Consider the following 21,370-nt stretch of genomic DNA (forward strand, 5'->3'; position numbering starts at 1 on the left):
CGACGGCCGTGACGAGCAGCCCGATCGCCGTGAGCCCGAGCAGGTGGCGGGTGGGGGAGAGGGCCCCGGCGACCAGCCCGCCGAGACCCGCGCCGACCATGCCGCCCAGGCTGAAGGCGGCGTGGAAACCGGGCATGATCGGCCTGCGCACGGCGGCGACCAGATCGACGGCGGCGCTGTTGAAGGCGACGTTCGCGCCGCCGTACGCGGCGCCGAAGACCAGCAGGACGGCGCCCAGCACCGGTATCGAGCGGGTCAGCGGGGGCAGCGCCACGCTCAGCGACAGCACCGCCATGCACACCACGGTCACCGGGTGACTGCCGAACCGGCGGCACAGCCGTCCGGTCAGCGTCATGGTGAGCACGGCGCCCGCGGACACCCCGAGCAGCGCGAGCCCGAGGGTGCCGGCGGTGGCGTGTGTCTGGTGTTTGACGTCCGGGATGCGGACGACCCATCCCGCGAAGACGAACCCGTCCAGGGCGAAGAACGCGGTGATCGCGGTGCGCAGCCCGACGAGGTCCCGGCCCGGCACGGCGCTGTGCGTTCGGGTTTTGTTTATTTGCGACACAAAATCAGCGTAGGAGGGGTGCGGGGGTCCGGCAAGGGCAGCCGGCCGGGCCATCCGGCGGTTCGCCGGCGAACGCCTGGGAACGCCGAGGGTTTCGGGGATCGGCTCCGCTGTCCCCGGAGCGCCGCACGGACAAGTTCGTGAGCAGGCGCGAACCCCGTCTGATGCGGCCGCCGGCTCCGGCGTCACACCGCGACGACCCGGATGCCCGCCTCCTCGAACCGCCGCACCGTCTCCTGCCCCACCGCCATGTCCGTCACCAGCGTGCTCACCAGCTCCGCGCCGCAGATCCGGGCGAACGCCCGCCGGCCCAGCTTGCTGGAGTCCGCGGCCACCACCACCCGCTCGGCGCGCTCGCACAGCAGCCGGTTGATCGCGGCCTCGGCCTCGTCGTGCGCCGCCGCGCCGTGCTGGGGGTCGAAGGCGACGACCCCGAGCACCGCCAGGTCGAGGGTGATCTGCCCGAGCACCCCGTCCGCGAGCGGACCGATGAGCTCGTACGACTGCGGGCGCGCCACCCCGCCGGTGACCACGATCTTGAACTGGGGCCGCACGGCGAGCTCGTTGGCGATGTTGAGCGCGTTGGTGACGACGGTCAGCGCGGGTGAGCCGGTGGACAGGTCGCCGCGCGCGGCCAGGGCCCGGGCCACCTCCGTGGTGGTCGTGCCGCCGGTGAGCCCCACCGCCTCGCCCGGCGCGACGAGGTCGGCCACCGCCTTGGCGATGCGCTGCTTCTCCGAGGCGCGGCGGGCCGTCTTGTAGCGCAGGGGGAGTTCGTACGACACCCCGTGCACCACCGCGCCGCCCCGGGTGCGGACCAGCATCTGCTGCTCGGCGAGCTGGTCGAAGTCCCGGCGGATCGTCGCGGCCGACACCCCCAGCTCGGCCGCCGCCTCCTCGACATCCAGCCGGCCGCGCTCCACGAGCAGTTCCAGCAGCGCCTTCCAGCGGGCGTCCCGGGACATCCGCACCCTCCGTTCTGACGTCTCCCGGCGACCCTAACGCACCCCGCACCCGCCGGGATGCTTGATTGTGCTCGAAAATCCGCTATACCTTGCAAGAACGAGCAGTGAGAAGGGGATGGCATGAGCCATGTCGAGGACGAGCTGAACAGCCAGCCCGAGTGCTGGACACGGGCCGCACAGGAGGCGGGGCGGCATCGCGACGCGCTGCCGGAACCGGGGGAGCGGGTCGCCGTCGTGGGGTGCGGGACCTCGTACTTCATGGCGCAGGCGGTGGCCGCGCTGCGCGAGGGCGCCGGGCAGGGGGAGACCGACGCGTTCGCCGCCTCGGAGTTCCCGCACCGACGCCCGTACGACCGGGTCGTCGCCCTCACCCGCTCCGGAACCACCACCGAAGTGCTCGACCTGCTCGGCCGGCTGAGGGGCACGACGCGGACCACGGCCGTCACCGCGGATCCCGCCACCCCCGTCATGACGGCCGCCGACGACCTCGTCGTCCTGGACTTCGCCGACGAACGCTCCGTCGTCCAGACCCGGTTCGCCACCACCGCCCTGACCCTCCTGCGCGCCCACCTGGGCCTGCACACCGACGCCGTCGTCGCCGACGCGCGCACCGCCCTCACCGCCGACCTGCCCCAAGGACTGGTCGAATGCACCCAGTTCACCTTCCTGGGGCGCGGCTGGACGGTCGGACTCGCGAACGAGGCGGGGCTGAAGATGCGCGAGGCCTCCCTGTCCTGGACGGAGGCCTACCCGGCGATGGAGTACCGGCACGGCCCGATCAGCATCACCACCCGGTCCACGGCGACCTGGATGTTCGGCGAGGCACCCGACGGCCTCGCCGAACAGGTGCGGAACACCGGCGCCTTGTGGATCGCGGGCGGGCTCGACCCGCTCGCCGAACTGGTGCGCGTCCAACGGCTCGCCGTCGCCGTCGCCGCCGCCCGCGGCCTCGACCCCGACCGGCCGCGCCATCTCACCCGCTCGGTGATCCTCGCTTCCTGATCCCGCCGCACCGCGCCCGGAAGGACCCCGAAGTGCCCCTCGCGACCACCGGCGAGCTGGTCACCCGAGCCGCCGAGGCCCGGACCGCCGTCGCCGCGTTCAACGTCATCACCCTGGAACACGTCGAGGCCGTCATCGCCGGCGCGGAGTCGGCCGGCGCCCCCGTCGTCCTCCAAGTCAGCGAGAACGCGGTCACATTCCGCCAGGGACGGCTGCTGCCGCTGGCCCGCGCCGCCGTCGCCGCCGCCGAGCGGGCCGCCGTACCCGTCGCGCTGCACCTGGACCACGTGCAGAGCGACGACCTGCTGCGCCAGGCGCCCGACGCGGGGTTCAGTTCGGTCATGTACGACGCCGCCCGCCTCCCGTACGACGACAACCTCGACGCGACCCGGGCGGCCGTCGACTGGGCCCACTCCCAAGGGCTGTACATCGAGGGCGAGCTGGGGCAGATCGGCGGCAAGGACGGACGGCCCCCGCTGGACGCCCACGCCCCCGGCGCCCGCACCGACCCCGACCAGGCGCACGACTTCGTCACCAGGACCGGCCTCGACGCCCTGGCCGTCGCCATCGGCAGCGTGCACGCCATGACCACCCGCACCGCCACCCTCGACCACGCCCTCCTCAAGCGGCTGTCCGCCGCGCTGTCCGTCCCCCTCGTCCTGCACGGCTCCTCCGGCGTGCCGGACGACGGCCTGGTCGCGGCGGTGGCGGGCGGCATCGCCAAGGTCAACGTCGGCACGGCGCTGAACGCCGCCATGACCGGCGCGATCCGCGCGTTTCTGGCGGCTCACCCCGACGCCGTGGACTCGCGCACGTACCTCGGTGCGGGCCGGGACGCGATGATCCGCGAGGTGCACCGGATCATCGGCGTCGTGGCGGGGGGAGCCGCCACGCGGGGTGGCTGATCGGCCGCCGGGGGGCCGTCGTGGCCCCGGCGCGCGGCGGCCTCAGCCCCTCTTGACCGCCCTCAGCACCACGAACTTCGGGTCGCCGGCGACCAGTTCACATCGGCCGAACAGCCGCCGCAGCTTCACGTGGTACCCCAGGTGCCGGTTCCCGATCACCCACAGCTCGCCTCCCGGCCGAAGCGAGCGCCGCGCCCCCGTGAACATCCGCCAGGCCGTCGCGTCCGTCGTCGCCTGGTGGGAGTGGAACGGCGGGTTGTTCAGGACCAGGTCCACGCTGCCGGGCGCGACCCCGGCCAGCCCGTCCCCGACCCGGAACTCGGCGTGTCCCGGCACCCCGTTGGCCTTGTACGTGGCCTCGGCGGAGGCGACCGCCTGGAACGACTCGTCGACGAACAGCACTTCGGCCGCCGGATCGGCCAGCGCGACCGCCGTGCCGACGACGCCGTTGCCGCAGCCCAGGTCCACCACGCGGCCCGCGCCCGGCGGGGGCAGGTGCTCGAGGAAGAATCGGGTGCCGATGTCGAGCCGGTCGGCGCAGAAGACCCCCGCGTGGTTGACGACCGTGCGGCCCGAGACCGGGCCGACGCGGTCCGGAAGGGCGTAGCTGTACGGCCACGGGTTGGCCGGCCGCTCCAGCGCCGGGTCCGGGGTGCAGAAGATCAGCCGGGCCTTCTGCCGGGCCAGTGAGGTCCGGGTCGGCCCCAGGATCCGCTCGAACAGCCGGAGCGTGGAGGTGTGGATCTCCTTCACCATGCCGGCGCCCACCACGACGGTGTCCGCGTGCACGGCGGGCGCCAGCCGCAGGAGCTGGTCCTCCAGCAGCGCCAGGCTCTTCGGCACCCGCACCAGCAGGACGTCGACCCGCTCCGGCGGCGGATCCTGGGTGGTCAGCAGCTGTACCGCGCCGGGTTCGACACCGGCCCGCGCCAGGTTCGCGCGGGTCGCCTCCTGACCGAGGAAGGAGTCGGTGATCTGCGTCGGCCGGTGCTCCGCGAGCGCCGTGACCAGCGCGCCCCAGCGGTCCCCGACCACCACGACCGTCCCCGTCAGCGGCACCTCCGCCTCGGCCAGGTGGCGCAGCAGATAGGCGTCGGAGGCGTCCCAGGCGCGCAGCCGGTCGCGGGGATCCTCGGGGAAGCGGGCCAGCTCGACCTCGCCCCACGGTGTCGTCATGCGGTCGCTCATCGTGCGTCCAGGCTAGCGGAGCCGCAGCTCAGAGGTGGTCGGGCAGGATGGGGGCATGGAGGAGGAGCTGTTCCCGCGGGAGCGCACGCAGGTCGCGCCGGGCGCCGTGCACGTCCCGGGCTGGCTGGCCGCCGAACGACAGCGCGAGCTGCTCGCCCCCTGCCGCGCGTGGGCGCGACCCCCGGCGGGCCTGCGCACGGTCCGCACCCCGGGCGGCGGCACGATGACCGCGCGCCAGGTCTGCCTGGGCCGGCACTGGTATCCGTACGCCTACGCCCGTACGGCCGTCGACGGCGAACGGCGCCCCCGTGAAGCCCTTCCCCGACTGGCTCGGCGAGCCGGCCCGGCGCGCGGTGAGGGACGCCCTCGGCCCGGACGCCGTCCCGGCCGAGCCGTACGACATCGCGCTGATCAACTTCTACGACGGCGAGGCCCGCATGGGCATGCACCGCGACAGCGACGAGCAATCCGACGCGCCGGTGGTCTCGCTGAGCCTCGGCGACAGCTGCCTGTTCCGCTTCGGCAACACCGAGACCAGGACCAGGCCCCACACCGATGTGGACCTGCGCAGCGGCGACCTGTTCGTCCTCGGCGGCCCCTCCCGGCTCGCCCACCACGGCGTGCCCCGCGTCCTTCCGGGCACGGTGCCGCCCTGGCTGGGCCTGACCGGCCGGCTGAACATCACCCTGCGGGTGAGCGGCCGTCAGCCGACGCGCCGGCGACCACGGATGAGGATCATGGGAGACTCGCCCTCATGAACGGCAAGGCGGAACCCCGGACGCCGGGGGAGAGGACCACCGCGAGGGGGCGGCTGGACCGCGGGCGTGGAGCTCTCGGACCCGCGCTGGAGCTGGTGCACACCGGGCGGGCGCCGACCCGCGCCGTGCTCACCGCCGAACTCGGCGTCACCCGGGCGACGGCCGGCGCGGTGGCCGCCGAGCTGGAGGCCCTGGGCCTGATCCGGGTGGACGCCCGGCCCGGCGCGGCGGCCGGCTCGCAGGGGCGCCCCTCGCACCGGCTGGAGGTCGCCGAGGACGGGCCGGTGGTCCTGGCGGCGCAGGTCCACGCCGACGGCTTCCGGGCCGCGCTGGTCGGGCTGGGCGGGCGGATCGTGGCGACCGCGCCCGGCTGCGAGATCGTCGACGCCGACCCGGTGAAGGTGCTCGGCTCGGTCGTCGAGACGGGCGCGGATCTGCTGCGCAGCACCGGCCGCCACTGCGTGGGCGCCGGACTCGCCGTCCCGTCCGCCGTGGCCGAACCCGACGGCCTGGCCCTCAACCCGCTGCACCTGGCCTGGCCCGTCGGCGCCCCCGTGCGCCGGCTCTTCGCGGAGTGCGTGCGGGCCGCGGGCATCACCGGCCCCGCCTTCGCGGGCAACGACGTGAACCTCGCCGCGCTCGCCGAACACCGGCACGGCGCCGGGCGGGGCGCGCGGGACCTGCTGTGCGTGGCCACCGGGCACCGCGGGGTCGGCGGCGCGCTGGTGCTCGACGGCCGCCTGCACACCGGCAGTTCGGGTCTCGCCCTGGAGGTCGGCCACCTCACCGTCAATCCGGAGGGCCGCCCCTGCCACTGCGGCAGCCGGGGCTGCCTGGACGTGGAGGCGGACCCGCTGGCCCTGCTCGTCGAGGCGGGCCGCGAGCCGGGCCCCGAGATCTCGCTGCTCCAGCAGGCCAACGACCTGTTGCGCAGCCAGTACGACGACCCGGACGTGCGCCGGGCGGCCGAGGCCCTGATCGACCGGCTCGGCCTCGGCCTCGCCGGCCTCGTCAACATCCTCAACCCCGACCGGATCATCCTCGGCGGCCTGCACCGCACCCTTCTGGACGCCGATCCGGGCCGGCTGCGCGCGGTGGTCGCCGACCGCAGCCTGTGGGGCCAGAGCGGCGGCGTACCGATTCTGCCGTGCACCCTGGACCACAACAGCCTGGTCGGCGCGGCCGAACTCGCCTGGCAGCCGGTCCTGGACGACCCCCTGGGAGCGCTGCGGTGACCGGCGGCGCCCCCGTCCGTGCCGCGGAGGCGGACGGCCGCGCAGGCGCCGCCGCTCACCTGGTTTCTTGCGAGGAAGCCTGGGCGTGAACGCCGGGGAGGAATGGCATCCCGCGTCGGTGACGCGGAGCGTCGCCGCATCAGGCCGCTGGGGCGCGGAGCGGCCCGGCAGCCGGCCGGCGGGGCCGGGCAAGGGCGAACGTGTGTGCCTGTGTGAGGGTGAGGGGAAGGCGTGCGGGTGTGCGGGACTCGTACGTACGGTCAGGCGGTGGGAGTGGGCTGACCGGAACAAGGCAGGGGGTGGGGCGGCGGTGCGGGAGGCCGGGGAGGCGGCGGGACACGCGCGCTACACCTACCGGTTGCGGGTGTCGGCGACCGCTCGTGCGGGGCTGGAGGCGGAATGGGCCCGCTGCCGCTGGGTGTGGAACGAGTGCGTGGCCCGCTCCAGGAAGGCCCACGCCCAGAAGGAGGCGTACGGGCCTGCCCTGCTGGACCGGATGCTGACCCGAGCGCGGGCGATCACGCCGTGGCTGGCCGCCGGTTCCTCGGTGCCGCAGCAGCAGACCATCCGCGACTTCGCCGCCTCCCGTGCGAAGGCGCTGAAGGACATCGACAACCGGCTGCTGGGGAAACGGCGGGCGGGCATGCCCCGCCACAGGAAGAAGCACCGGGCGCGGCCGACGCTGAACTACACCCGGCGCGGCTTCCGCCTCAAGAACGGGAGCCTGCATCTGGCGGGCGGGATCGTCCTGAGGGTGGTGTGGTCGCGGCCGCTGCCTGCCGAACCTTGGTGTCGAGGGCGCAAGACCTCCCGGAGCGCTGCTCCGGGAGGCAGCCTGAGCCAGGAATCCCCTCCCCCTTCAGGGAGGGGAGCAGTCAAAGATCGAGGACGACTTCGCCCGTCGGTTCGCTGCAGCAGACGAGGACGGTGCCGGGCTCGGGAAGTTCGAGCGGCGGGGTGGTGTAGGCGACGTCGCCCGACACCAGCGGGGTGACGCAGGTGTGGCAGACCCCGGTGCGGCAGGACCAGCGGGTGGGGATGTCGCAGGCCTCGGCGAGTCCGAGGAGGGAACCGTGCGTCGGGGACCACGCGGCGGTGATGCCGCTGCGGGCGAAGGTGACCTGGGGGCCGGTCCCCGGTGAGCCGGGCGGCTGGTGCGGCCGTACGGCGGCGGTCGGCGTCACGCCCGGATTGATGGCGGACAGGGCGCTGAACTGTTCGGTGTGGATGCGCTCCGGACGCAGGCCGTGGTCGCGCAGGTCACCGCTGAGGTCGTCCATGAAGGCCTGGGGCCCGCACAGGTAGGCCTCGGCGTCGGCCGGAACGCCCATCGCTCGCAGCGACGCCGCCGTCGGCCGGCCTCGGCTGACGCGGGGCTCGTCGGCCTCCGCGGCGCCTTCGGCGGTGTAGTGGATGTGCTCGTGGGCGTCGGGGAGTTGGCCCAGGAGCGCATGGGCCTCGTCCGCGAAGGCGTGATGGGCGCGGTCGTGTGCGACGTGGATCCACCACACGGGACGCGGGTCCCGTACGGCGGCGAGCTGATGGAGCATGGCGAGCACGGGGGTGACGCCGATGCCCGCCGAGGCGAGGACGACCGGGCGCGTGCCCTGCTCCAGCACGAACGTCCCGCGGGGGGCGGCGACCTCGAGCAGGTCCCCGGGCCGCAGTGTGTCGTGCAGGTAGCCGCTGACCCTGCCCTGCGCCTCGCGTTTGACGCTGATGCGGTAGGCGCCGGCCGCGGGTGCGCAGGACAGGGAGTAGCTGCGCACGGTGGAGCCGGTGTCGTCCACGGCGAGCCGGACGGAGAGGTACTGGCCCGCGCGGACCTCGGGCAGCGCAGTGCCGTCGACGGAGTCGAGGTAGATCGACGAGACCGCGGCCGTCTCGGGGACGATACGGGCGACCCGCATCCGCTGGAAGCCCGGCCACCCCGGCTCCTGCCCGGGCTGCCGCGGGCCGGCGAGCTCGGCGGGCCGGGCGGCGAGTTCGCGGAAGGACTGCTGCCATCCGGGGCTGAGTGCGGGGATGTTCAGCGCTCTGCGCAGCTTCTCGGGGTCGCGGCCGGGGAGATACAGCAGCGCGTCGATGTCGGCGACGCTGAGTTCTTCCGGCCCCTTGCGGACCAGGGTGATCCCGTCACCGGCCTGGACCCGCCCCTCGCTCAGGACGCGCAGGTAGAAGCCGGGGCGGTGGTGGGCGACCAGCAGCGCGGCCATGGCCGGTTCGCCCAGGCGCATGCCGACGCGGTAGCAGGTGACGCGCGGCTGGGTGACCTCGAACTCGGCCTCGCCGATGCGGTAGCGGTCGCCGATGCACACCTCGTCGTCGGGCAGTCCGTCGACGGTGAAGTTCTCCCCGAACATCCCGAAGGCGAGATCGTCCCGGCCGAGCTGCTTCTGCCAGTACTGGTAGGACTGCAGCTGGTAGACGAGGACGGCGCGTATCTCGCCGCCGTGCCCGGCCAGGTCTCCCTGGCCGTCCCCGTCGATGTTCAGCCGCCGCACCATCCGGGGCCCGTGCACGGGCGACTTCCAGGCGCCGGTGTGCACGGTCCTTCCCTGCCAGGAGACGTCCTGGGGCATCCCCACGTTGACGGACAGCAGTGTCGCCATGGCGGACCTCCTGGGGGTGGCGACCGGGGCAGCCCCCCGTGGCGCGGTGCCGGATGCGCTCTGGCCGATCGTATTTCCGTGCCGGTGCCGCCGCGATTCCGCCCGGTCGTCCGGCATCCGTTCCCGCCGGGTGTGCTATTCGCCCGCGGCGTCGCGCGTGCGCTGGTAGTGACGCCGCGCCTTCATGCGGTTGCCGCACACGGCCATGGAGCACCAACGGCCCCTGTTGGTCTTGCTGCGGTCGAGGAGGAACAGCCGGCACTCCGGGTTCGCGCACGGCCGCAGCCGGCCGGGCATCGTCTCCTGCAGCGCGCTCCACGCCATCACGGCCTCCACCGCCATCCGCCGCTCCGCGGGTCTCTCCAGCTCCCAGGACACCCCGCCCGGCGAGAGGCGCGGACGGGAGATCACGTCCTTGAGCAGCGGCGCCAGCGACGTGGCGGGCCGGATGCCGCGCACCACGTCCTGCAGGGCGTCGCGTGCCTGCACCAGGTGCCTGCGCTCCTCGGAAGAGCCGGTGCCGCCGTGCTCCCGCTGCCAGGCGCCGGCCGTTTCGGGATCCGCCAGCCGGTCCTGGACGGCGCCCCTGACGACCGGCGTCGTGTTGAGGAGCTCGAGCAGGAAGTCCCGGGGGTCCCGGTCTGCGCGCATCACGCCCTCCTAACCGCGTCGTACCACTTCAAAGGTTACACCTGCGGGGCCGTGCCGCGCGGGTGCGGCGGCATCCGGTCGTCGTCACGCGAGGCGGTCCCGGTGCGGATCGCCCTCGGGCAGCCAGCTGTCCGGGCCGTGGATGCCGAGCTCGCCGACGCCGTCGCAGAGGGCGTCGACGGCGGCGAGGACCGCGGCACGGGTCTCGCCGCGGCGCCACACCAGGGACCAGGTCCAGTGGATCGTGGGCGCGACGACGGGGCGCTGGACCAGGTCGGGCGGCAGCGGACTGGTCTGGCCCTTGGGCGAGTTGACGACCGGGCGGGGGCTGCGGCGCACGTGGTCGAAGAAGGCGGAGCCAGTGATGCCGCCGTCCGAGATCCGCACCGCGCGGGCCCCGGTGCCCCGGGCCAGATCCTCGGCGTAGGCGTTCCAGGACGACCACGTGCTGGTGTCGTCGTCCAGCAGCACGACGGTGTCGCGGGCGTTCACCTCGCCGGTGTCCTTGCCGGTCGAGACGGCGTAGAGCCGGTCGGCGCCGATGAGCCGGGCGTTCAGGGCGCGCCGCTCCAGGTCCTCGTCGCGCACCCAGCACACCGCGAGGTCCAGGCTGCCGTCGGCGACCCGGGCGGCCTGGGTGTGCGAGGGGGCGACCCACGCGTCGACGTGCAGTTGGGCCACGGCGGAGGTGCGGGCGGTCAGGTCCGCCGGCAGCCAGTTGACGTAGCCGAGCCGGACCGGTTCGGAGCCCGACAGCCGGCGTGCGCGTCGCTGCAGGTCGTCGGCCTGGTCCAGCAGCGCGCGCGTCCGCGGGAGCAGGGCACGGCCGGCCGGGGTCAGGGCCACGGAACGGCGGTCGCGGTCGAACAGACGGACCCCCAGGTCGCGTTCGAGTGCCTTGATCTGCTGGGACAGGGACGGTCCGGCGATCAGGAGCCGCTCGGCGGCCCGGCCGAAGTGCAGTTCCTCGGCCACCGTGACGAAGTAGCGAAGTTGGCGCAGCTCCACGCACGTCATGCTACGGCGGCGCGAGGCCGCGCCTCCCCCCGGGGAGCGATCGGCGATCCCGCGCGGCTCGCGGGCGCCGCGGACACGTGAAGCCGCCCGCGGCGTCCGGGTGGCGATCCGCCCCCAGCGCCGGTCAGCGGCTCGAGCGCTGCGCCGCCACGATCGTGCCGATGGCGCGCTCCGCTCCCGCCCGGCGCTGCACCCGCTCCGCGAATCCCGGGAACTGGGAGGCGATCCTGGTGAGGAACCGCAGCTCGATCGGGGCCACGTTGATCTCGGCGACATCGCGTTCGATCGCCCGCGTCACGCCCTCGACGACCTGCTGCGGCGACACGGTGCGTACGCCGCCGGGGGTCGCGGAGCCCGTGTCGGCGAACATGCCCAGGTCGCGTACGAAGCCCGGCTGGACGATCGAGACGCCGACGCCGGTGCCGTGCAGGTCCTGGCGGAAGGCCAGCGAGAAGCCGCGCAGGCCGAACTTCGTCGCGTTGTACAGCGACGACGACTTGGTGGCCGCCAGCCCCGACAGCGATCCGACGAAGCAGATGTGGCCCCGTCCGGCAGCCAGCATGCCGGGCGCGAGCAGGCGCGCGAGCATCGCGGGGGCGCGCAGGTTCACCGCGAGTGCCCGGTCGATCTGCTCCGGGCTGTAGTCGAGCACGTCGCCGCTGGAGGGCAGCGCCGCATTGGCGATGAGGATGTCGGTGCCGGAGGCCTCCTCGGCCAGCCGTTGCACGTCGCCGGGGTCGGCCAGGTCGGCCAGGATCGTCCGGGCGCCGTATCGATCGGCGATGCCCTCCACCGCCTCGCGCCGCCGTCCGGTCAGGACGAGGCGGGCGCCGCGAGCGGACATCTCGGCGGCGAGCGCGCCTCCGATGCCGCCCGTGACGCCGGTGAGCAGAACGGTTGCCCCGGCAATGTGCACGACTGTCCTCCCATACTGTTCGTTCGAACGAACAAGGTCGCATGAACAATAGGGAGAGCGCCGCCGCCCTGTCCACCACGGCCGGCAGCGGTCCCGGCCGAAGCCGGCGGCGCCGATGGGACAATCGACGACATGCCCAATGCCGCCCACTCCGCCCCGACGCGCCAGCGCATCATCCAAGCCGTCCTTAAGATCATCGGCGAGGACGGGGTCGCGGCGGTCACCAACCGGAGGATCGCCAGGGAGGCCGGTGTCTCGCTCGGCTCGGTCACGTACCACTTCGAGACCCAGCACGAGCTGCTGCGGGAGAGCCTGCTGCACTTCGTGCGCGAGGAGGCACGGCACTTCACCGAGCTGGCCGACCAGTGCCAGACGGAAGGCATCGACATCGAGGCCGCCGCGTCCCTGGCCGGCCAGGTCGCCTGCGGCACGGCACTGGACAGCGCTCATCTCGCGCCCTTCGAGCTCTACCTCCACGCCGGGCGGGACGAGCGGCTGCGGGAGGCGGCGGCCGAGGCGTTCCGGGCCTACGACCGGCTCGCCGCCCGGATCCTGGGCGCGCTGGGCGTCCCGGACGCCGAACGCCTCGCCGCCACGACGGTCGCCCTGGTGATGGGCCTTCAGCTGCGGCGGCTGGCCACCGGCAGCCCGGCGGAGGACCTGGTCGACGCCCTCCTGCTGCTCGCCCGCGGGGCGTCCCGGCCCGCGGTGTCCTGACGACCCCCTAGGCGGAGGTCACGCGGCGCGGCCGGGGCACCAGTTCGCCGCCGCAGTTGGGGCACACCTGCCCCATGGCCGCGGCGCACGCCTCGCAGAACGTGCACTCGTACGAGCAGATGCGGGCCGGTCCGTCCGCCGCGAGGGCGGCGGTCCCGCAGCGCTCGCAGCGGTCGCGCATCTGAAGTGCCATGACTGTCCCGTCCCCCAACGTCGGCGGCCTCCTGTTCATCATCCCGACGCAGCCCGGCGCGGAAACCGTCCGGACGGACAGGGTTCCGCCGGATCGGGCCACGGTCCGCTCACCTTCGGTCCATCTGGCCCGTTGGCGTTTCGCGCGGCGGAGGCGTCTTGCTGCGCCTGTACGGCGTGGCCGGGCGCCCGGGGCGCGTTCGGGCGCCGGCCGCGGTTCTTCGGCGGGCCGCCGGGTCGCCGGGGCGCGGGGTCCGGCTTGTCGCGGTCAGCGCTCGTCGGCGGCCAGGGAAGCAGCAGCGCGCCCGGCGCGTACTCCCCGGGAGGTACGCACACTGCCGCCGGCCGCACGACGACCCGGACCCGCCGCCGGAGGAGTCTCGGGACGACACGAAAAGCGAGCCCGACGAGGGAGATGTACCGAGATGCAGACGCTGGCGGACTGGCACGGGGGACCCGCCCCGTGGATCCTCTTCTTCCCGCTGATCTGGGCGGCCGTCGTCATCGGCGCCGTCACCTTCCTGCGGCGCACGGTCTGGCGCGGACGCGGCGGGCCGTGGCGGCCCGTGGACGCGGGACGCCCGGCGGGTGACTCGCCGCTGGCCGTCCTCGGCCGCCGCTTCGCCTCCGGCGAGATCGACGAGGACGAATACTGGCGCCGGATGTCCGTCCTCGAGGAGCAGTTCGGCCGCACCGGCAAGGGCGGTGCCGCATGACCACGACCGCGGTACGGGCGGCGGCCCGCGTGGTGGACGCGGTGAAGGTGTACGGCGGTGGCGACACCGCCGTACGCGCCCTGGACGGCGTCGACGTGGCCTTCCCCGCCGGGCGGTTCACCGCCATCATGGGGCCCTCGGGCTCCGGCAAGTCCACCCTCATGCACTGCGCGGCCGGCCTCGACACGCTCACCTCCGGCGCCGCCTACATCGGCGACACCGAGCTGGGCACGCTGGACGACCGCCGCCTGACCCTGCTCCGGCGCGACCGGGTCGGCTTCGTCTTCCAGGCGTTCAACCTGGTGCCGACGCTGACCGTCGCGGAGAACATCACCCTGCCCCTGGACCTGGCCGGCCGGCGCGGCGACCGGGAGTGGATCGACGCGCTCGTGGACGTCGTCGGACTCGGCGACCGGCTGCACCACCGGCCCCCGGAGCTGTCCGGCGGCCAGCAGCAACGGGTCGCCGTGGCGCGGGCGTTCGCCGGGCGGCCGGACGTCGTCTTCGCCGACGAGCCGACCGGCAACCTCGACTCCCGCTCCGGCGCGGAGGTCCTCGGCCTGCTCGGCCGCGCGGTGCGGCAGATGGACCGCACGGTCGTCATGGTCACCCACGACCCGGTGGCCGCCGCGCACGCCGACGAGGTGGTCTTCCTGGCCGACGGACGCCTGGTCGACCGGATGGAGGCGCCGACCGCCGACAAGGTCCTGGACCGCATGAAGGCCTTCGAGGTGCGGTCATGAACGCATCGCTCCGGCTCAGCCTCACCTCCCTGCGCGCGCACCGGCGGCGCTTCGCCGGCACCTTCCTCGCCGTGTTCCTGGGCGTCGCCTTCCTGGCCGGCACCCTGGTCATGGGCGACACGCTGCGCGCCAGTTTCGGCAGCATGTTCGGCGAGGCGACCGGCGGCACGGACGCCGTCGTCCGCGGCGCCGACGCCATCACCACCCCCGGCCAGGCCCAGGGGGTACGACAGCCGGTGGACATCTCGCTGGTGAAGAGCATCGAGAAGGTGCCCGGCGTGGCGGCCGCCGCCCCGGACATCCAGGGCGCCGGCCAACTCGTCGGCGCCGACGGGCAACCGGTCGGCGGACAGGGCCCGCCGACCGTCGCCGGGAACTGGATCACCGACACGCGCCTGAACCCGTACCGGATCGCGGAGGGCCGTGCCCCCGCGAAGCCGGGCGAGGTGGTGGTCAACCGGGGCGCCGCGAAGAAGGGCGGCCTGAAGATCGGTGACACCACCACCCTGCGCACGCCGGACCCGGTCGAGGTGACCGTCGTCGGCCTCGCCACCTTCGGCGGCCAGGACGGCATGGCGCAGGTGACGTTCACCGGCATGACCCGGGCCGACGCCGAGAAGTACCTCACCGCACGGCCCGGACAGGCCGCGAGCATCCTGGTGCGGGCCGCGCCCGGGGTGAGCCGGCAGGAGCTGGTCGGGCGGCTGGCCCCGCACCTGCCCAAGGGCGTCGAGGCCATCACCGGTCAGCAGTCCGCGCGCGAGAACACCGACATGATCTCCAGCCAGTTCCTGACCGTCTTCACCACCTTCCTGCTCGTCTTCTCCGGCGTCGCCCTGCTCGTCGCGACCTTCTCCATCCACAACACGTTCGCGATCGTCGTGGCGCAACGCACCCGCGAGAACGCCCTGTTGCGCGCCCTCGGTGCCTCCCGCCGCCAGGTGACCGCCGCCGCGCTCGCCGAGGCCTGCGCGGTCGCACTCGCCGCGTCCCTGACCGGACTCGCGGGCGGCGTCGGCATCGCCGCCGGGCTGCAGGCGCTCTTCCCGGCGATCGGATTCCCCTTCCCGGACGGCGACCTGGTGATCAAGGCGCTGTCGATGACCCTGCCGCTCGTGGTGGGCATCGTGGTCTGCCTCGGGTCCGCGCTCCTGCCGGCCCTGCGCGCCGGCCGCACCGCCCCGCTGGCCGCCCTGCGCGAGACGGCCGTGGACGCCTCCGGCGCCTCCCGGCTCCGCGCCCTCGCCGGTACGGTGTTGGCCGCGCTCGCGCTCGCCGCCACCATCGCCGGTGTGCTGGTCTCCCCGTCCGTGTCGCTGGCGGGACTGGGCGCGGTGCTCGCGCTGGTGGCCTTCGTGGTCCTTGGCCCGGTCGCCGCCACCACGGCCGTACGACTGCTCGGCGGCCCCCTGGACCGGCTGCGCGGCGTCACCGGCGCCCTCGCCCGGCGCAACGCCCTGCGCAGCCCGAGGCGCACGGCCGCCACGGCGAGCGCACTCATGATCGGCGTGGCCGTGGTGTCGCTGTTCACCGTCTTCGGGGCCTCCCTGAAGGCCACGATGGACCAGACGGTGTCCCGGTCCTTCGCGGGCGACGTCGCCGTCAGCAGCCGGTCCTTCGGCGCGGGTGGCAGCGGGCTCAGCCCCCGGCTCGCCCCGGCCCTGCAGCGGCTGCCCGAGGTGGACACCGCGGTCGGGCTGGGCCGCGGCGTCGCAAAAGTCGACGGCAGGGGAGGAAGGGCGTTGACGGTCACCGACCCGGCGGCCCTCGCCCGCACCTTCGACCTCGGCACGGTCACCGGATCCCTGCGCGACCTCGGCGCCGACGGCATCGCGCTCACCCGGACGGAGGCCGACCGGCAGCACCTGCACCCGGGCGACACGGTCCGGCTCACCTTCACCGACGGCAGCACCCGGAACTTCACCGTCCGTGCGGTCTACGGTCGGTCGGAACTCGCCGGAGACTACGTCATCACCCGCTCCGCATGGGCCCCGCACCGCACCCAGGACTCCGACACCCTGATCGCCGTGACCTTCAGGCACGGGGTGAGCGCCGATGCGGGCAAGGCGGCCGTGCGGAAGGTCGCGGCACGGTACGGCAACCCGTCCGTGCAGACCCGCGACGAGTACGCGCAGTCCTCGGCGGGCGGCATCGACATGATGCTCACCCTCGTCTACGCGCTCCTCGCCCTGGCGGTCGTCATCGCCCTGCTGGGCATCGCGAACACGCTGACCCTGGCCCTGCACGAACGCACCCGTGAACTCGGGCTGCTCCGGGCCGTCGGCCAGACCCGCGCCCAGCTGCGGTCGATGGTCCGCTGGGAGTCGGTCCTCGTCGCCGCCTTCGGCACGGTGGGCGGGCTCGGCCTCGGCGCCTTTCTGGGCTGGGTGCTGGTCAAGGCCTCCGACGGCGCGAGCGACACGGCGTTCGCCTTCTCGCTGCCGCCCGCGCGCCTCGCGGTGGTCGCCCTGGTCGGCCTCACCGCCGGCGCCCTCGCGGGCCTCCGCCCGGCCCGGCGAGCGGCCCGCCTCGACGTGCTGAAGGCGATCGCCACGGAGTGACGGAGCCCTGCGGGCGCCCCGGACAGCGGCAGCGCCCGGTCAGCGGCCCGCGGCCGGCCGGGCGGGAGCCACGGGGACAGTGGGGGCGCCGGAATGTGCGGTGCCGGACGCACCCGCAGGACCTTGGGAACGGATGTCGGCGGTGCGCGCAACGCGGGGTTCGGACCTGACGGATGCGGCGCCCGCCGGCGGAGTACGGGAGCTGAGGGGGGCGGCGCCCGGTGCCGGAGCCCGAGTCGCTACGGCAGCCGGGCCTCCGGCGCCCGCCACCGCCGGTACGGCAGCCGGGCCTCCGGCGCTCAGCCCCGCCGGTACGGCAGCCCGGCTTCCGGCGCCCGCCCCCGCCGGCACGTGTGCTCCCGCCGGCACATGTGCCCCTGTCGGGACCGGTGCCTCCGCCGGCGCGTGTGCCCACGTCGGGACCGGTGCCTCCGTCGGCACGTGTGCCCACGTCGGGATGGGTGCCTCCGCCGGCGCGTGTGTCCTCGTCGGGACCGGTGCGGCCTGCCGGACCGGTGCCGACTGCGGGGCCGGTCGTACGGCCGCCGGCTGCGGGTCCGGGACACGACGCGGCGTGCGGGCCCAGTGGGTGCGCACCGTCGTCGGCGCGGGCAGCGTGAACCAGACGACCTTGCCGCTGTCGCCGTCCGGCCGCGCGCCCCAGCTCTCGCTCATCGCGGCCACCATCGCCAGCCCCCGGCCGCACGTGGCCAGCGGCGTCGCGTCCACCGCGTTCGCGCCCTCGGCCAGCACCGGAAGACGCGGATCGTGGTCGCGCACGGACACCGTGAGCCGCTCCGGCAGCAGTTCCAGCTCGACGGTGCACGACTTGTCGGGCCTGGCGTGCCGGTGCACGTTGCTCAGCAGCTCGGTCACGCCGAGCGCGGCCCGGTCTATCAACGGGTCCAGATGCCAGTAGCGCAACTGCGCAGATACGATTCTGCGGACCTGGCCGATCCGCGACGGCAGGGCTTGGAGCTCCACCGTGCAGTGCCTGCTTGGGTGACTGATCACGGCTGCGACTCCCCGATGTGAGGTCCGGAGGGAACCGGAAGAACACGGAGAACAACGGATCCAGCAGGGCCCCCCGGTCAAAACGGCCGCCTGCTGTCGTGGCCGGCGGGCTGGTTCGCAGCGTTGTCGCCGGTAAACCCAGAGTGACGTGAGAACAGCGTGACGCAGCTCACGTCGCGCCGCAACTCGCCGCGACTGTGCGAACACATGTCGTACAACTGGCGCGGTTCAGCCGCCGCGCCCGGCCGCCCGGCGCACCGCCTCGATGAACCGCCGCGCCGCCGGCGGCCCCGGCCGGCCCGGCGGGGGGTCCTGCTCGCCCAGCGTCAGCAGGTACCGCGTGCCGTTGACGTCGGCCAGGGCCCTGCCGTCCGGAGCGAACCACGGCCTGGACGCTCGCACGGCCTGCACCGGCGCGCTGTCGATCTCGCTGCCGTAGCTGTTGAGCAACTCCAGTCGGCCGCCGCTGATCCGTACCTGCCCTGCCCGGGTGAGCGAGCGCATGCGCCTGCCGATCCGCACGCCCATGGCCGTGAACTCCGGCTCCGCCATCCCTCGCCGCCCCCTTGCGCGAGTGTTCCCGTGGTCCCGTGTGCGTCCCCGTCGGGGCCGGTCGTCCCGACGCGTGCAGTCTGCCCCGATGCGGCGTGGAGCACCAGTACATCCGAGCCGCGTGCGATGACCGCCCGGAGCACTCGCGCCAATGCGCCCCAGCCGCCTCGCACGCCCGTGCCCCAGCACCTCTTTGGGTGGCTCAAAGATGCGTTTATGCAGGTGGGAAGCGGTGTGAATGGCGCCTATGCTCGAGCTGCCGGCCGCGCGAGGCGCCGTCGGCGGACCGCGTAAGGAGCCCCGCCGTGAGCACCACCCCACAGACCCGGACCGGCGCCACCCTCGACGTCGACCGCAGCGACGCCACCTACCGCGACTGGCTGAAAGAGGCCGTCCGCAAGGTCCAGGCCGATGCCAACCGCTCGGCGGACACGCACCTGCTCCGCTTCCCGCTGCCCGAACGGTGGGGCATCGACCTCTACCTGAAGGACGAGTCGACGCATCCCACCGGGAGCCTCAAGCACCGCCTCGCCCGCTCGCTGTTCCTCTACGGCCTGTGCAACGGCTGGATCCGGCCCGGCCGCCCGGTGATCGAGGCGTCCAGCGGCTCCACCGCCGTCTCCGAGGCGTACTTCGCCAAGCTGGTCGGCGTGCCCTTCATCGCGGTCATGCCCCGCACGACGAGCGCCGAGAAGTGCCGCCTCATCGAGTTCCACGGCGGACGCTGCCACTTCGTGGACGACTCCCGGAAGATGTACGAGGAGTCCGCCCGCCTCGCGGTGGAGACCGGCGGCCACTACATGGACCAGTTCACCTACGCCGAGCGGGCCACCGACTGGCGCGGGAACAACAACATCGCCGAGTCCATCTTCCGCCAGCTGCAGTTGGAGCGGTTCCCGGAGCCCGCGTGGATCGTCGCCACGGCGGGCACCGGCGGCACGTCCGCGACCCTCGCGCGCTATGTGCACTACATGCAGTACGACACCCGCATCTGCGTGGCCGACCCGGAGAACTCCTGTTTCTTCGAGGGCTGGACCGCCGGCGATCCCGACGTCACCTGCGACTGCGGCTCGCGGATCGAGGGCATCGGCCGCCCGCGCATGGAGCCGAGCTTCGTGCCCGGCGCGATCGACCGGATGATGAAGGTCCCGGACGCGGCCAGCGTCGCCGCCGTACGGGCCCTGGAGGGGGCGATCGGCCGCAAGGCGGGCGGTTCGACGGGCACCGGGCTGTGGAGCGCCCTGAAGATCGTCTCCGAGATGGTGGCCGAGGGCCGTACGGGCAGCGTGGTCACCCTGCTGTGCGACCCGGGGGACCGATACCTCGACAAGTACTACTCGGACGCCTGGCTCGCCCAGCAGGGCCTGGACGTCACCCCGTACGCGACGGCGATCGAGACGCTGCTGGCGACAGGCGTCTGGCCCGGCTGAACCCCGTCCCGGGCCGTCATGCCAGCCGGCGGTCCAGCGCCGTGACCGCGTTGCGGACGGCGCGGCCGACGCCCGGCGCGAGCAGCCGGCACGCGAGGCGGAACGCGGCGGTGCCGTCGAGCGCGAAGGTCACGCGCACCCGGGTCCCGGTGCCGGCCGGCGCGAGCCGCCACTCCTCGACCCAGGCGCGGGCGCCCGGGGTGTTGGTCACGTCGACGCGGTAGGCGTACAGCTCCGGCTCCTTCGCCACCAGGACCGACTCCCGGAAGCGGGCGCCGCCCCGCAGGCTGACCTCGCGCCCGCCCTCCGTCGGCCGGGCGGCCGCCACGGCCGAGAACCACTCCGGCCAGCCGGCCACGTCCTCGGCGAGAGCGCGGAAGACCGCGTCCGGGGCGGCGGCGACGTCACGGGTGAACACCAGCCGTACGGGTGCGGACTCGGCGAAGTCCGGTCCGACCGGACGCAGATGCTGGACTATGGCGAGGAACCTCCTCGTGAAGTCCCGCGTGGCGGCGGGGGTGTTGACCGTCAGCCTAGTTGACGTACCGTCAGATGTCCCCGGTGCCCTCGGCGCTCCGGTCGGCGTCCTGCTCGCCCGCCACGATCAGCCGGCGCAGATGCTCGGAGACCTCCGTGCGCGCCTCGGCGGGCAGGCCGGCGTCGGTCACCAGGGTGTCCACCTGCTCCAGCGTGGCGAACGAACTGAGGCCCACCGTGCCCCACTTGGTGTGGTCGGCGACCACGACCACCCGCCGCGCCGAGTGCACCAGGCGCCGGTTGGTCTCGGCCTCCGCCAGGTTCGGCGTGGACAGGCCCGCCTCGACCGATATGCCGTGCACGCCGAGGAAGAGCAGGTCGAAGTGGAGCGCGGCGATCGCCTGGTCGGCCACCGGGCCCACCAGCGAGTCCGACGGGGTGCGCACCCCGCCGGTCAGCACCACCGTGGCCGATCCCTGCCGCTGCCCCGAGGTGCGCTGCGCCGCGTGGAAGACGTCGGCGACCCGCACCGAGTTCGTGACCACGGTCAGGTCGGGGACCTCCAGCAGGTGCTGCGCGAGGGCGTACGTCGTCGTACCGCCGGACAGGGCGATCGCGGTGCCCGGCGTGACCAGCCCGGCGGCGGCCCGCGCGATGTCCTCCTTGGCCGACAGCTCCAGACCCGACTTGGCCTCGAACCCCGGCTCGTGGGTGCTGGCCTCGACCACCGGCACCGCGCCGCCGTGGACCTTCTCCAGCACGCCCTGCCGGGCGAGCGCGTCGAGGTCGCGGCGCACGGTCATGTCCGAGACGCCGAGCTTGCGGGTCAGCTCGTTGACCCGCACACCGCCCCGGCGCCGGACCTCGTCCAGGATCAGGGCGCGGCGCTGCTCCGCGAGGAGGTTCTGATTCTCGCTCACCTGCGCTGTGATCCTTTCGCCGCGAAACCGTCGGACACACCCGGCACACCGCCTCCGACCAGGACATTCCATCCGTTCGAAGCTGCACGGGCGTCCCATCTTTTCACGGGACGGCGCAGGTTGCGCCACCACCTGTCCCGACGCGCGCATGTCACCGTGGACGGGGCGTTCCGTGCGCGGCGCGCCGGAACGCCCCACGGCCCGGATGCGGACCGGCGCCCCACGGCCCGG

The 21,370-nt window shown here is 74.0% G+C and carries 19 protein-coding genes and 3 pseudogenes; 10 read left to right on the forward strand and 12 right to left on the reverse strand.

The genetic code is table 11. From position 1 onward, the window contains the following. Nucleotides 1-532, reverse strand: a 532-nt coding sequence (locus tag ACLU3S_RS25710; protein ID WP_413954324.1) for an MFS transporter, incomplete at its 3' end; no start/stop codon positions are given. Between the two features lie 221 nt (nucleotides 533-753). Next, nucleotides 754-1,533: a DeoR/GlpR family DNA-binding transcription regulator gene (locus ACLU3S_RS25715; RefSeq protein WP_413954325.1), complete on the reverse strand. Its 780-nt coding sequence runs from the start codon at nucleotides 1,531-1,533 to the stop codon at nucleotides 754-756. Between the two features lie 120 nt (nucleotides 1,534-1,653). Between ACLU3S_RS25715 and ACLU3S_RS25720 the strand changes: the two genes are divergently transcribed. Both ACLU3S_RS25720 and ACLU3S_RS25725 read left to right on the forward strand, forming a co-directional pair. Then, a complete protein-coding gene (locus ACLU3S_RS25720; RefSeq protein WP_413954326.1) occupies nucleotides 1,654-2,535 on the forward strand; it encodes an SIS domain-containing protein in 882 nt (293 codons plus the stop codon). A 32-nt stretch (nucleotides 2,536-2,567) separates the two neighbouring features. Further along, nucleotides 2,568-3,440 carry a class II fructose-bisphosphate aldolase gene (locus ACLU3S_RS25725; RefSeq protein ID WP_413954327.1) on the forward strand — a complete coding sequence of 291 codons (873 nt, stop codon included), beginning with the start codon at nucleotides 2,568-2,570 and terminating at the stop codon, nucleotides 3,438-3,440. A gap of 42 nt (nucleotides 3,441-3,482) precedes the next feature. On the opposite strand, the gene ACLU3S_RS25730 is transcribed toward ACLU3S_RS25725, so the two are convergent. Beyond that, the gene (locus tag ACLU3S_RS25730; RefSeq protein ID WP_413954328.1) at nucleotides 3,483-4,616 is read right to left on the reverse strand and encodes a methyltransferase; all 1,134 of its coding nucleotides are present in this window, start codon (nucleotides 4,614-4,616) and stop codon (nucleotides 3,483-3,485) included. A 67-nt stretch (nucleotides 4,617-4,683) separates the two neighbouring features. On the opposite strand from ACLU3S_RS25730, the pseudogene ACLU3S_RS25735 reads away from it, so the two are divergent. From ACLU3S_RS25735 to ACLU3S_RS25745, 3 genes and pseudogenes are all read left to right on the forward strand, one after another. Next, a pseudogene (locus tag ACLU3S_RS25735) lies at nucleotides 4,684-5,386 on the forward strand (alpha-ketoglutarate-dependent dioxygenase AlkB family protein). Continuing rightward, nucleotides 5,383-6,621, forward strand: a complete 1,239-nt coding sequence (locus ACLU3S_RS25740) for an ROK family protein (RefSeq protein WP_413954329.1) — start codon at nucleotides 5,383-5,385, stop codon at nucleotides 6,619-6,621. Before ACLU3S_RS25735 ends, ACLU3S_RS25740 begins: the two are co-directional and overlap by 4 nt. Nucleotides 6,622-6,931: 310 nt before the next feature. After that, a pseudogene (locus ACLU3S_RS25745) lies at nucleotides 6,932-7,408 on the forward strand (RNA-guided endonuclease TnpB family protein); the annotation flags it as partial. An 88-nt stretch (nucleotides 7,409-7,496) separates the two neighbouring features. On the opposite strand, the gene ACLU3S_RS25750 reads toward ACLU3S_RS25745, so the two are convergent. The 4 genes from ACLU3S_RS25750 to ACLU3S_RS25765 all read right to left on the reverse strand — a co-directional run bounded on the left by ACLU3S_RS25750 (nucleotide 7,497) and on the right by ACLU3S_RS25765 (nucleotide 11,817). Continuing rightward, complete coding sequence (locus ACLU3S_RS25750) at nucleotides 7,497-9,233, reverse strand: MOSC domain-containing protein (protein WP_413954330.1); 1,737 nt, start codon at nucleotides 9,231-9,233, stop codon at nucleotides 7,497-7,499. Between the two features lie 135 nt (nucleotides 9,234-9,368). Next, nucleotides 9,369-9,884, reverse strand: coding sequence for a CGNR zinc finger domain-containing protein (locus ACLU3S_RS25755; protein WP_413954331.1), 516 nt, complete (start codon nucleotides 9,882-9,884; stop codon nucleotides 9,369-9,371). A gap of 84 nt (nucleotides 9,885-9,968) precedes the next feature. Continuing rightward, nucleotides 9,969-10,901, reverse strand: a complete 933-nt coding sequence (locus tag ACLU3S_RS25760; protein ID WP_413954332.1) for a LysR family transcriptional regulator — start codon at nucleotides 10,899-10,901, stop codon at nucleotides 9,969-9,971. A 124-nt stretch (nucleotides 10,902-11,025) separates the two neighbouring features. Further along, a complete protein-coding gene (locus ACLU3S_RS25765; RefSeq protein WP_413954333.1) occupies nucleotides 11,026-11,817 on the reverse strand; it encodes an SDR family NAD(P)-dependent oxidoreductase in 792 nt (263 codons plus the stop codon). 132 nt (nucleotides 11,818-11,949) lie between these two features. On the opposite strand from ACLU3S_RS25765, the gene ACLU3S_RS25770 reads away from it, so the two are divergent. Continuing rightward, nucleotides 11,950-12,534: a TetR/AcrR family transcriptional regulator gene (locus tag ACLU3S_RS25770; protein WP_413954334.1), complete on the forward strand. Its 585-nt coding sequence runs from the start codon at nucleotides 11,950-11,952 to the stop codon at nucleotides 12,532-12,534. 7 nt (nucleotides 12,535-12,541) lie between these two features. On the opposite strand, the gene ACLU3S_RS25775 is transcribed toward ACLU3S_RS25770, so the two are convergent. Further along, nucleotides 12,542-12,727 carry a DUF1272 domain-containing protein gene (locus tag ACLU3S_RS25775; protein WP_413954335.1) on the reverse strand — a complete coding sequence of 62 codons (186 nt, stop codon included), beginning with the start codon at nucleotides 12,725-12,727 and terminating at the stop codon, nucleotides 12,542-12,544. A gap of 424 nt (nucleotides 12,728-13,151) precedes the next feature. Here ACLU3S_RS25775 and ACLU3S_RS25780 point away from each other — a divergent pair, with 424 nt between their 5' ends. The 3 genes from ACLU3S_RS25780 to ACLU3S_RS25790 are packed head-to-tail and all read left to right on the forward strand — an operon-like array spanning nucleotide 13,152 to nucleotide 16,746. Then, complete coding sequence (locus ACLU3S_RS25780; RefSeq protein WP_413954336.1) at nucleotides 13,152-13,442, forward strand: SHOCT domain-containing protein; 291 nt, start codon at nucleotides 13,152-13,154, stop codon at nucleotides 13,440-13,442. After that, entirely contained in the window at nucleotides 13,439-14,185 is a 747-nt protein-coding gene (locus ACLU3S_RS25785) for an ABC transporter ATP-binding protein (protein WP_413954337.1), read from the forward strand. Before ACLU3S_RS25780 ends, ACLU3S_RS25785 begins: the two co-directional genes overlap by 4 nt. Then, on the forward strand, nucleotides 14,182-16,746 hold the full coding sequence (locus ACLU3S_RS25790) for an ABC transporter permease (RefSeq protein WP_413954338.1): 2,565 nt from the start codon (nucleotides 14,182-14,184) through the stop codon (nucleotides 16,744-16,746). Before ACLU3S_RS25785 ends, ACLU3S_RS25790 begins: the two co-directional genes overlap by 4 nt. A gap of 599 nt (nucleotides 16,747-17,345) precedes the next feature. Here ACLU3S_RS25790 and ACLU3S_RS25795 read toward each other — a convergent pair. Beyond that, a pseudogene (locus ACLU3S_RS25795) lies at nucleotides 17,346-17,760 on the reverse strand (ATP-binding protein); the annotation flags it as partial. Between the two features lie 228 nt (nucleotides 17,761-17,988). Then, the gene (locus tag ACLU3S_RS25800) at nucleotides 17,989-18,312 is read right to left on the reverse strand and encodes a hypothetical protein (RefSeq protein WP_413954339.1); all 324 of its coding nucleotides are present in this window, start codon (nucleotides 18,310-18,312) and stop codon (nucleotides 17,989-17,991) included. A 305-nt stretch (nucleotides 18,313-18,617) separates the two neighbouring features. On the opposite strand from ACLU3S_RS25800, the gene ACLU3S_RS25805 reads away from it, so the two are divergent. Further along, nucleotides 18,618-19,742 (forward strand): PLP-dependent cysteine synthase family protein, encoded by a 1,125-nt coding sequence (locus ACLU3S_RS25805; RefSeq protein ID WP_413954340.1) that lies wholly within the window; start codon nucleotides 18,618-18,620, stop codon nucleotides 19,740-19,742. Between the two features lie 16 nt (nucleotides 19,743-19,758). Here ACLU3S_RS25805 and ACLU3S_RS25810 read toward each other — a convergent pair whose 3' ends face one another. Continuing rightward, a complete protein-coding gene (locus tag ACLU3S_RS25810; RefSeq protein ID WP_413954342.1) occupies nucleotides 19,759-20,220 on the reverse strand; it encodes an SRPBCC family protein in 462 nt (153 codons plus the stop codon). A gap of 70 nt (nucleotides 20,221-20,290) precedes the next feature. Further along, nucleotides 20,291-21,139 (reverse strand): DeoR/GlpR family DNA-binding transcription regulator, encoded by an 849-nt coding sequence (locus tag ACLU3S_RS25815; RefSeq protein WP_413954341.1) that lies wholly within the window; start codon nucleotides 21,137-21,139, stop codon nucleotides 20,291-20,293. Nucleotides 21,140-21,370: the final 231 nt, after the last annotated feature.

Origin of the sequence: Streptomyces sp. AF1A (assembly GCF_047340315.1) — a bacterium.
Classification (GTDB): Bacteria; Actinomycetota; Actinomycetes; order Streptomycetales; family Streptomycetaceae; genus Streptomyces.

Bases quoted from the DNA above. Each gene is read 5' to 3' on its own strand.
- ACLU3S_RS25800 (WP_413954339.1), bottom strand. From the start codon at position 18,312: ATGGCGGAGCCGGAGTTCACGGCCATGGGCGTGCGGATCGGCAGGCGC.
- ACLU3S_RS25785 (WP_413954337.1), top strand. From the start codon at position 13,439: ATGACCACGACCGCGGTACGGGCGGCGGCCCGCGTGGTGGACGCGGTG.
- ACLU3S_RS25790 (WP_413954338.1), top strand. From the start codon at position 14,182: ATGAACGCATCGCTCCGGCTCAGCCTCACCTCCCTGCGCGCGCACCGG.
- ACLU3S_RS25755 (WP_413954331.1), bottom strand. From the start codon at position 9,884: ATGCGCGCAGACCGGGACCCCCGGGACTTCCTGCTCGAGCTCCTCAAC.
- ACLU3S_RS25780 (WP_413954336.1), top strand. From the start codon at position 13,152: ATGCAGACGCTGGCGGACTGGCACGGGGGACCCGCCCCGTGGATCCTC.
- ACLU3S_RS25730 (WP_413954328.1), bottom strand. From the start codon at position 4,616: ATGACGACACCGTGGGGCGAGGTCGAGCTGGCCCGCTTCCCCGAGGAT.
- ACLU3S_RS25775 (WP_413954335.1), bottom strand. From the start codon at position 12,727: ATGGCACTTCAGATGCGCGACCGCTGCGAGCGCTGCGGGACCGCCGCC.
- ACLU3S_RS25750 (WP_413954330.1), bottom strand. From the start codon at position 9,233: ATGGCGACACTGCTGTCCGTCAACGTGGGGATGCCCCAGGACGTCTCC.
- ACLU3S_RS25740 (WP_413954329.1), top strand. From the start codon at position 5,383: ATGAACGGCAAGGCGGAACCCCGGACGCCGGGGGAGAGGACCACCGCG.
- ACLU3S_RS25720 (WP_413954326.1), top strand. From the start codon at position 1,654: ATGAGCCATGTCGAGGACGAGCTGAACAGCCAGCCCGAGTGCTGGACA.
- ACLU3S_RS25715 (WP_413954325.1), bottom strand. From the start codon at position 1,533: ATGTCCCGGGACGCCCGCTGGAAGGCGCTGCTGGAACTGCTCGTGGAG.
- ACLU3S_RS25760 (WP_413954332.1), bottom strand. From the start codon at position 10,901: ATGACGTGCGTGGAGCTGCGCCAACTTCGCTACTTCGTCACGGTGGCC.
- ACLU3S_RS25770 (WP_413954334.1), top strand. From the start codon at position 11,950: ATGCCCAATGCCGCCCACTCCGCCCCGACGCGCCAGCGCATCATCCAA.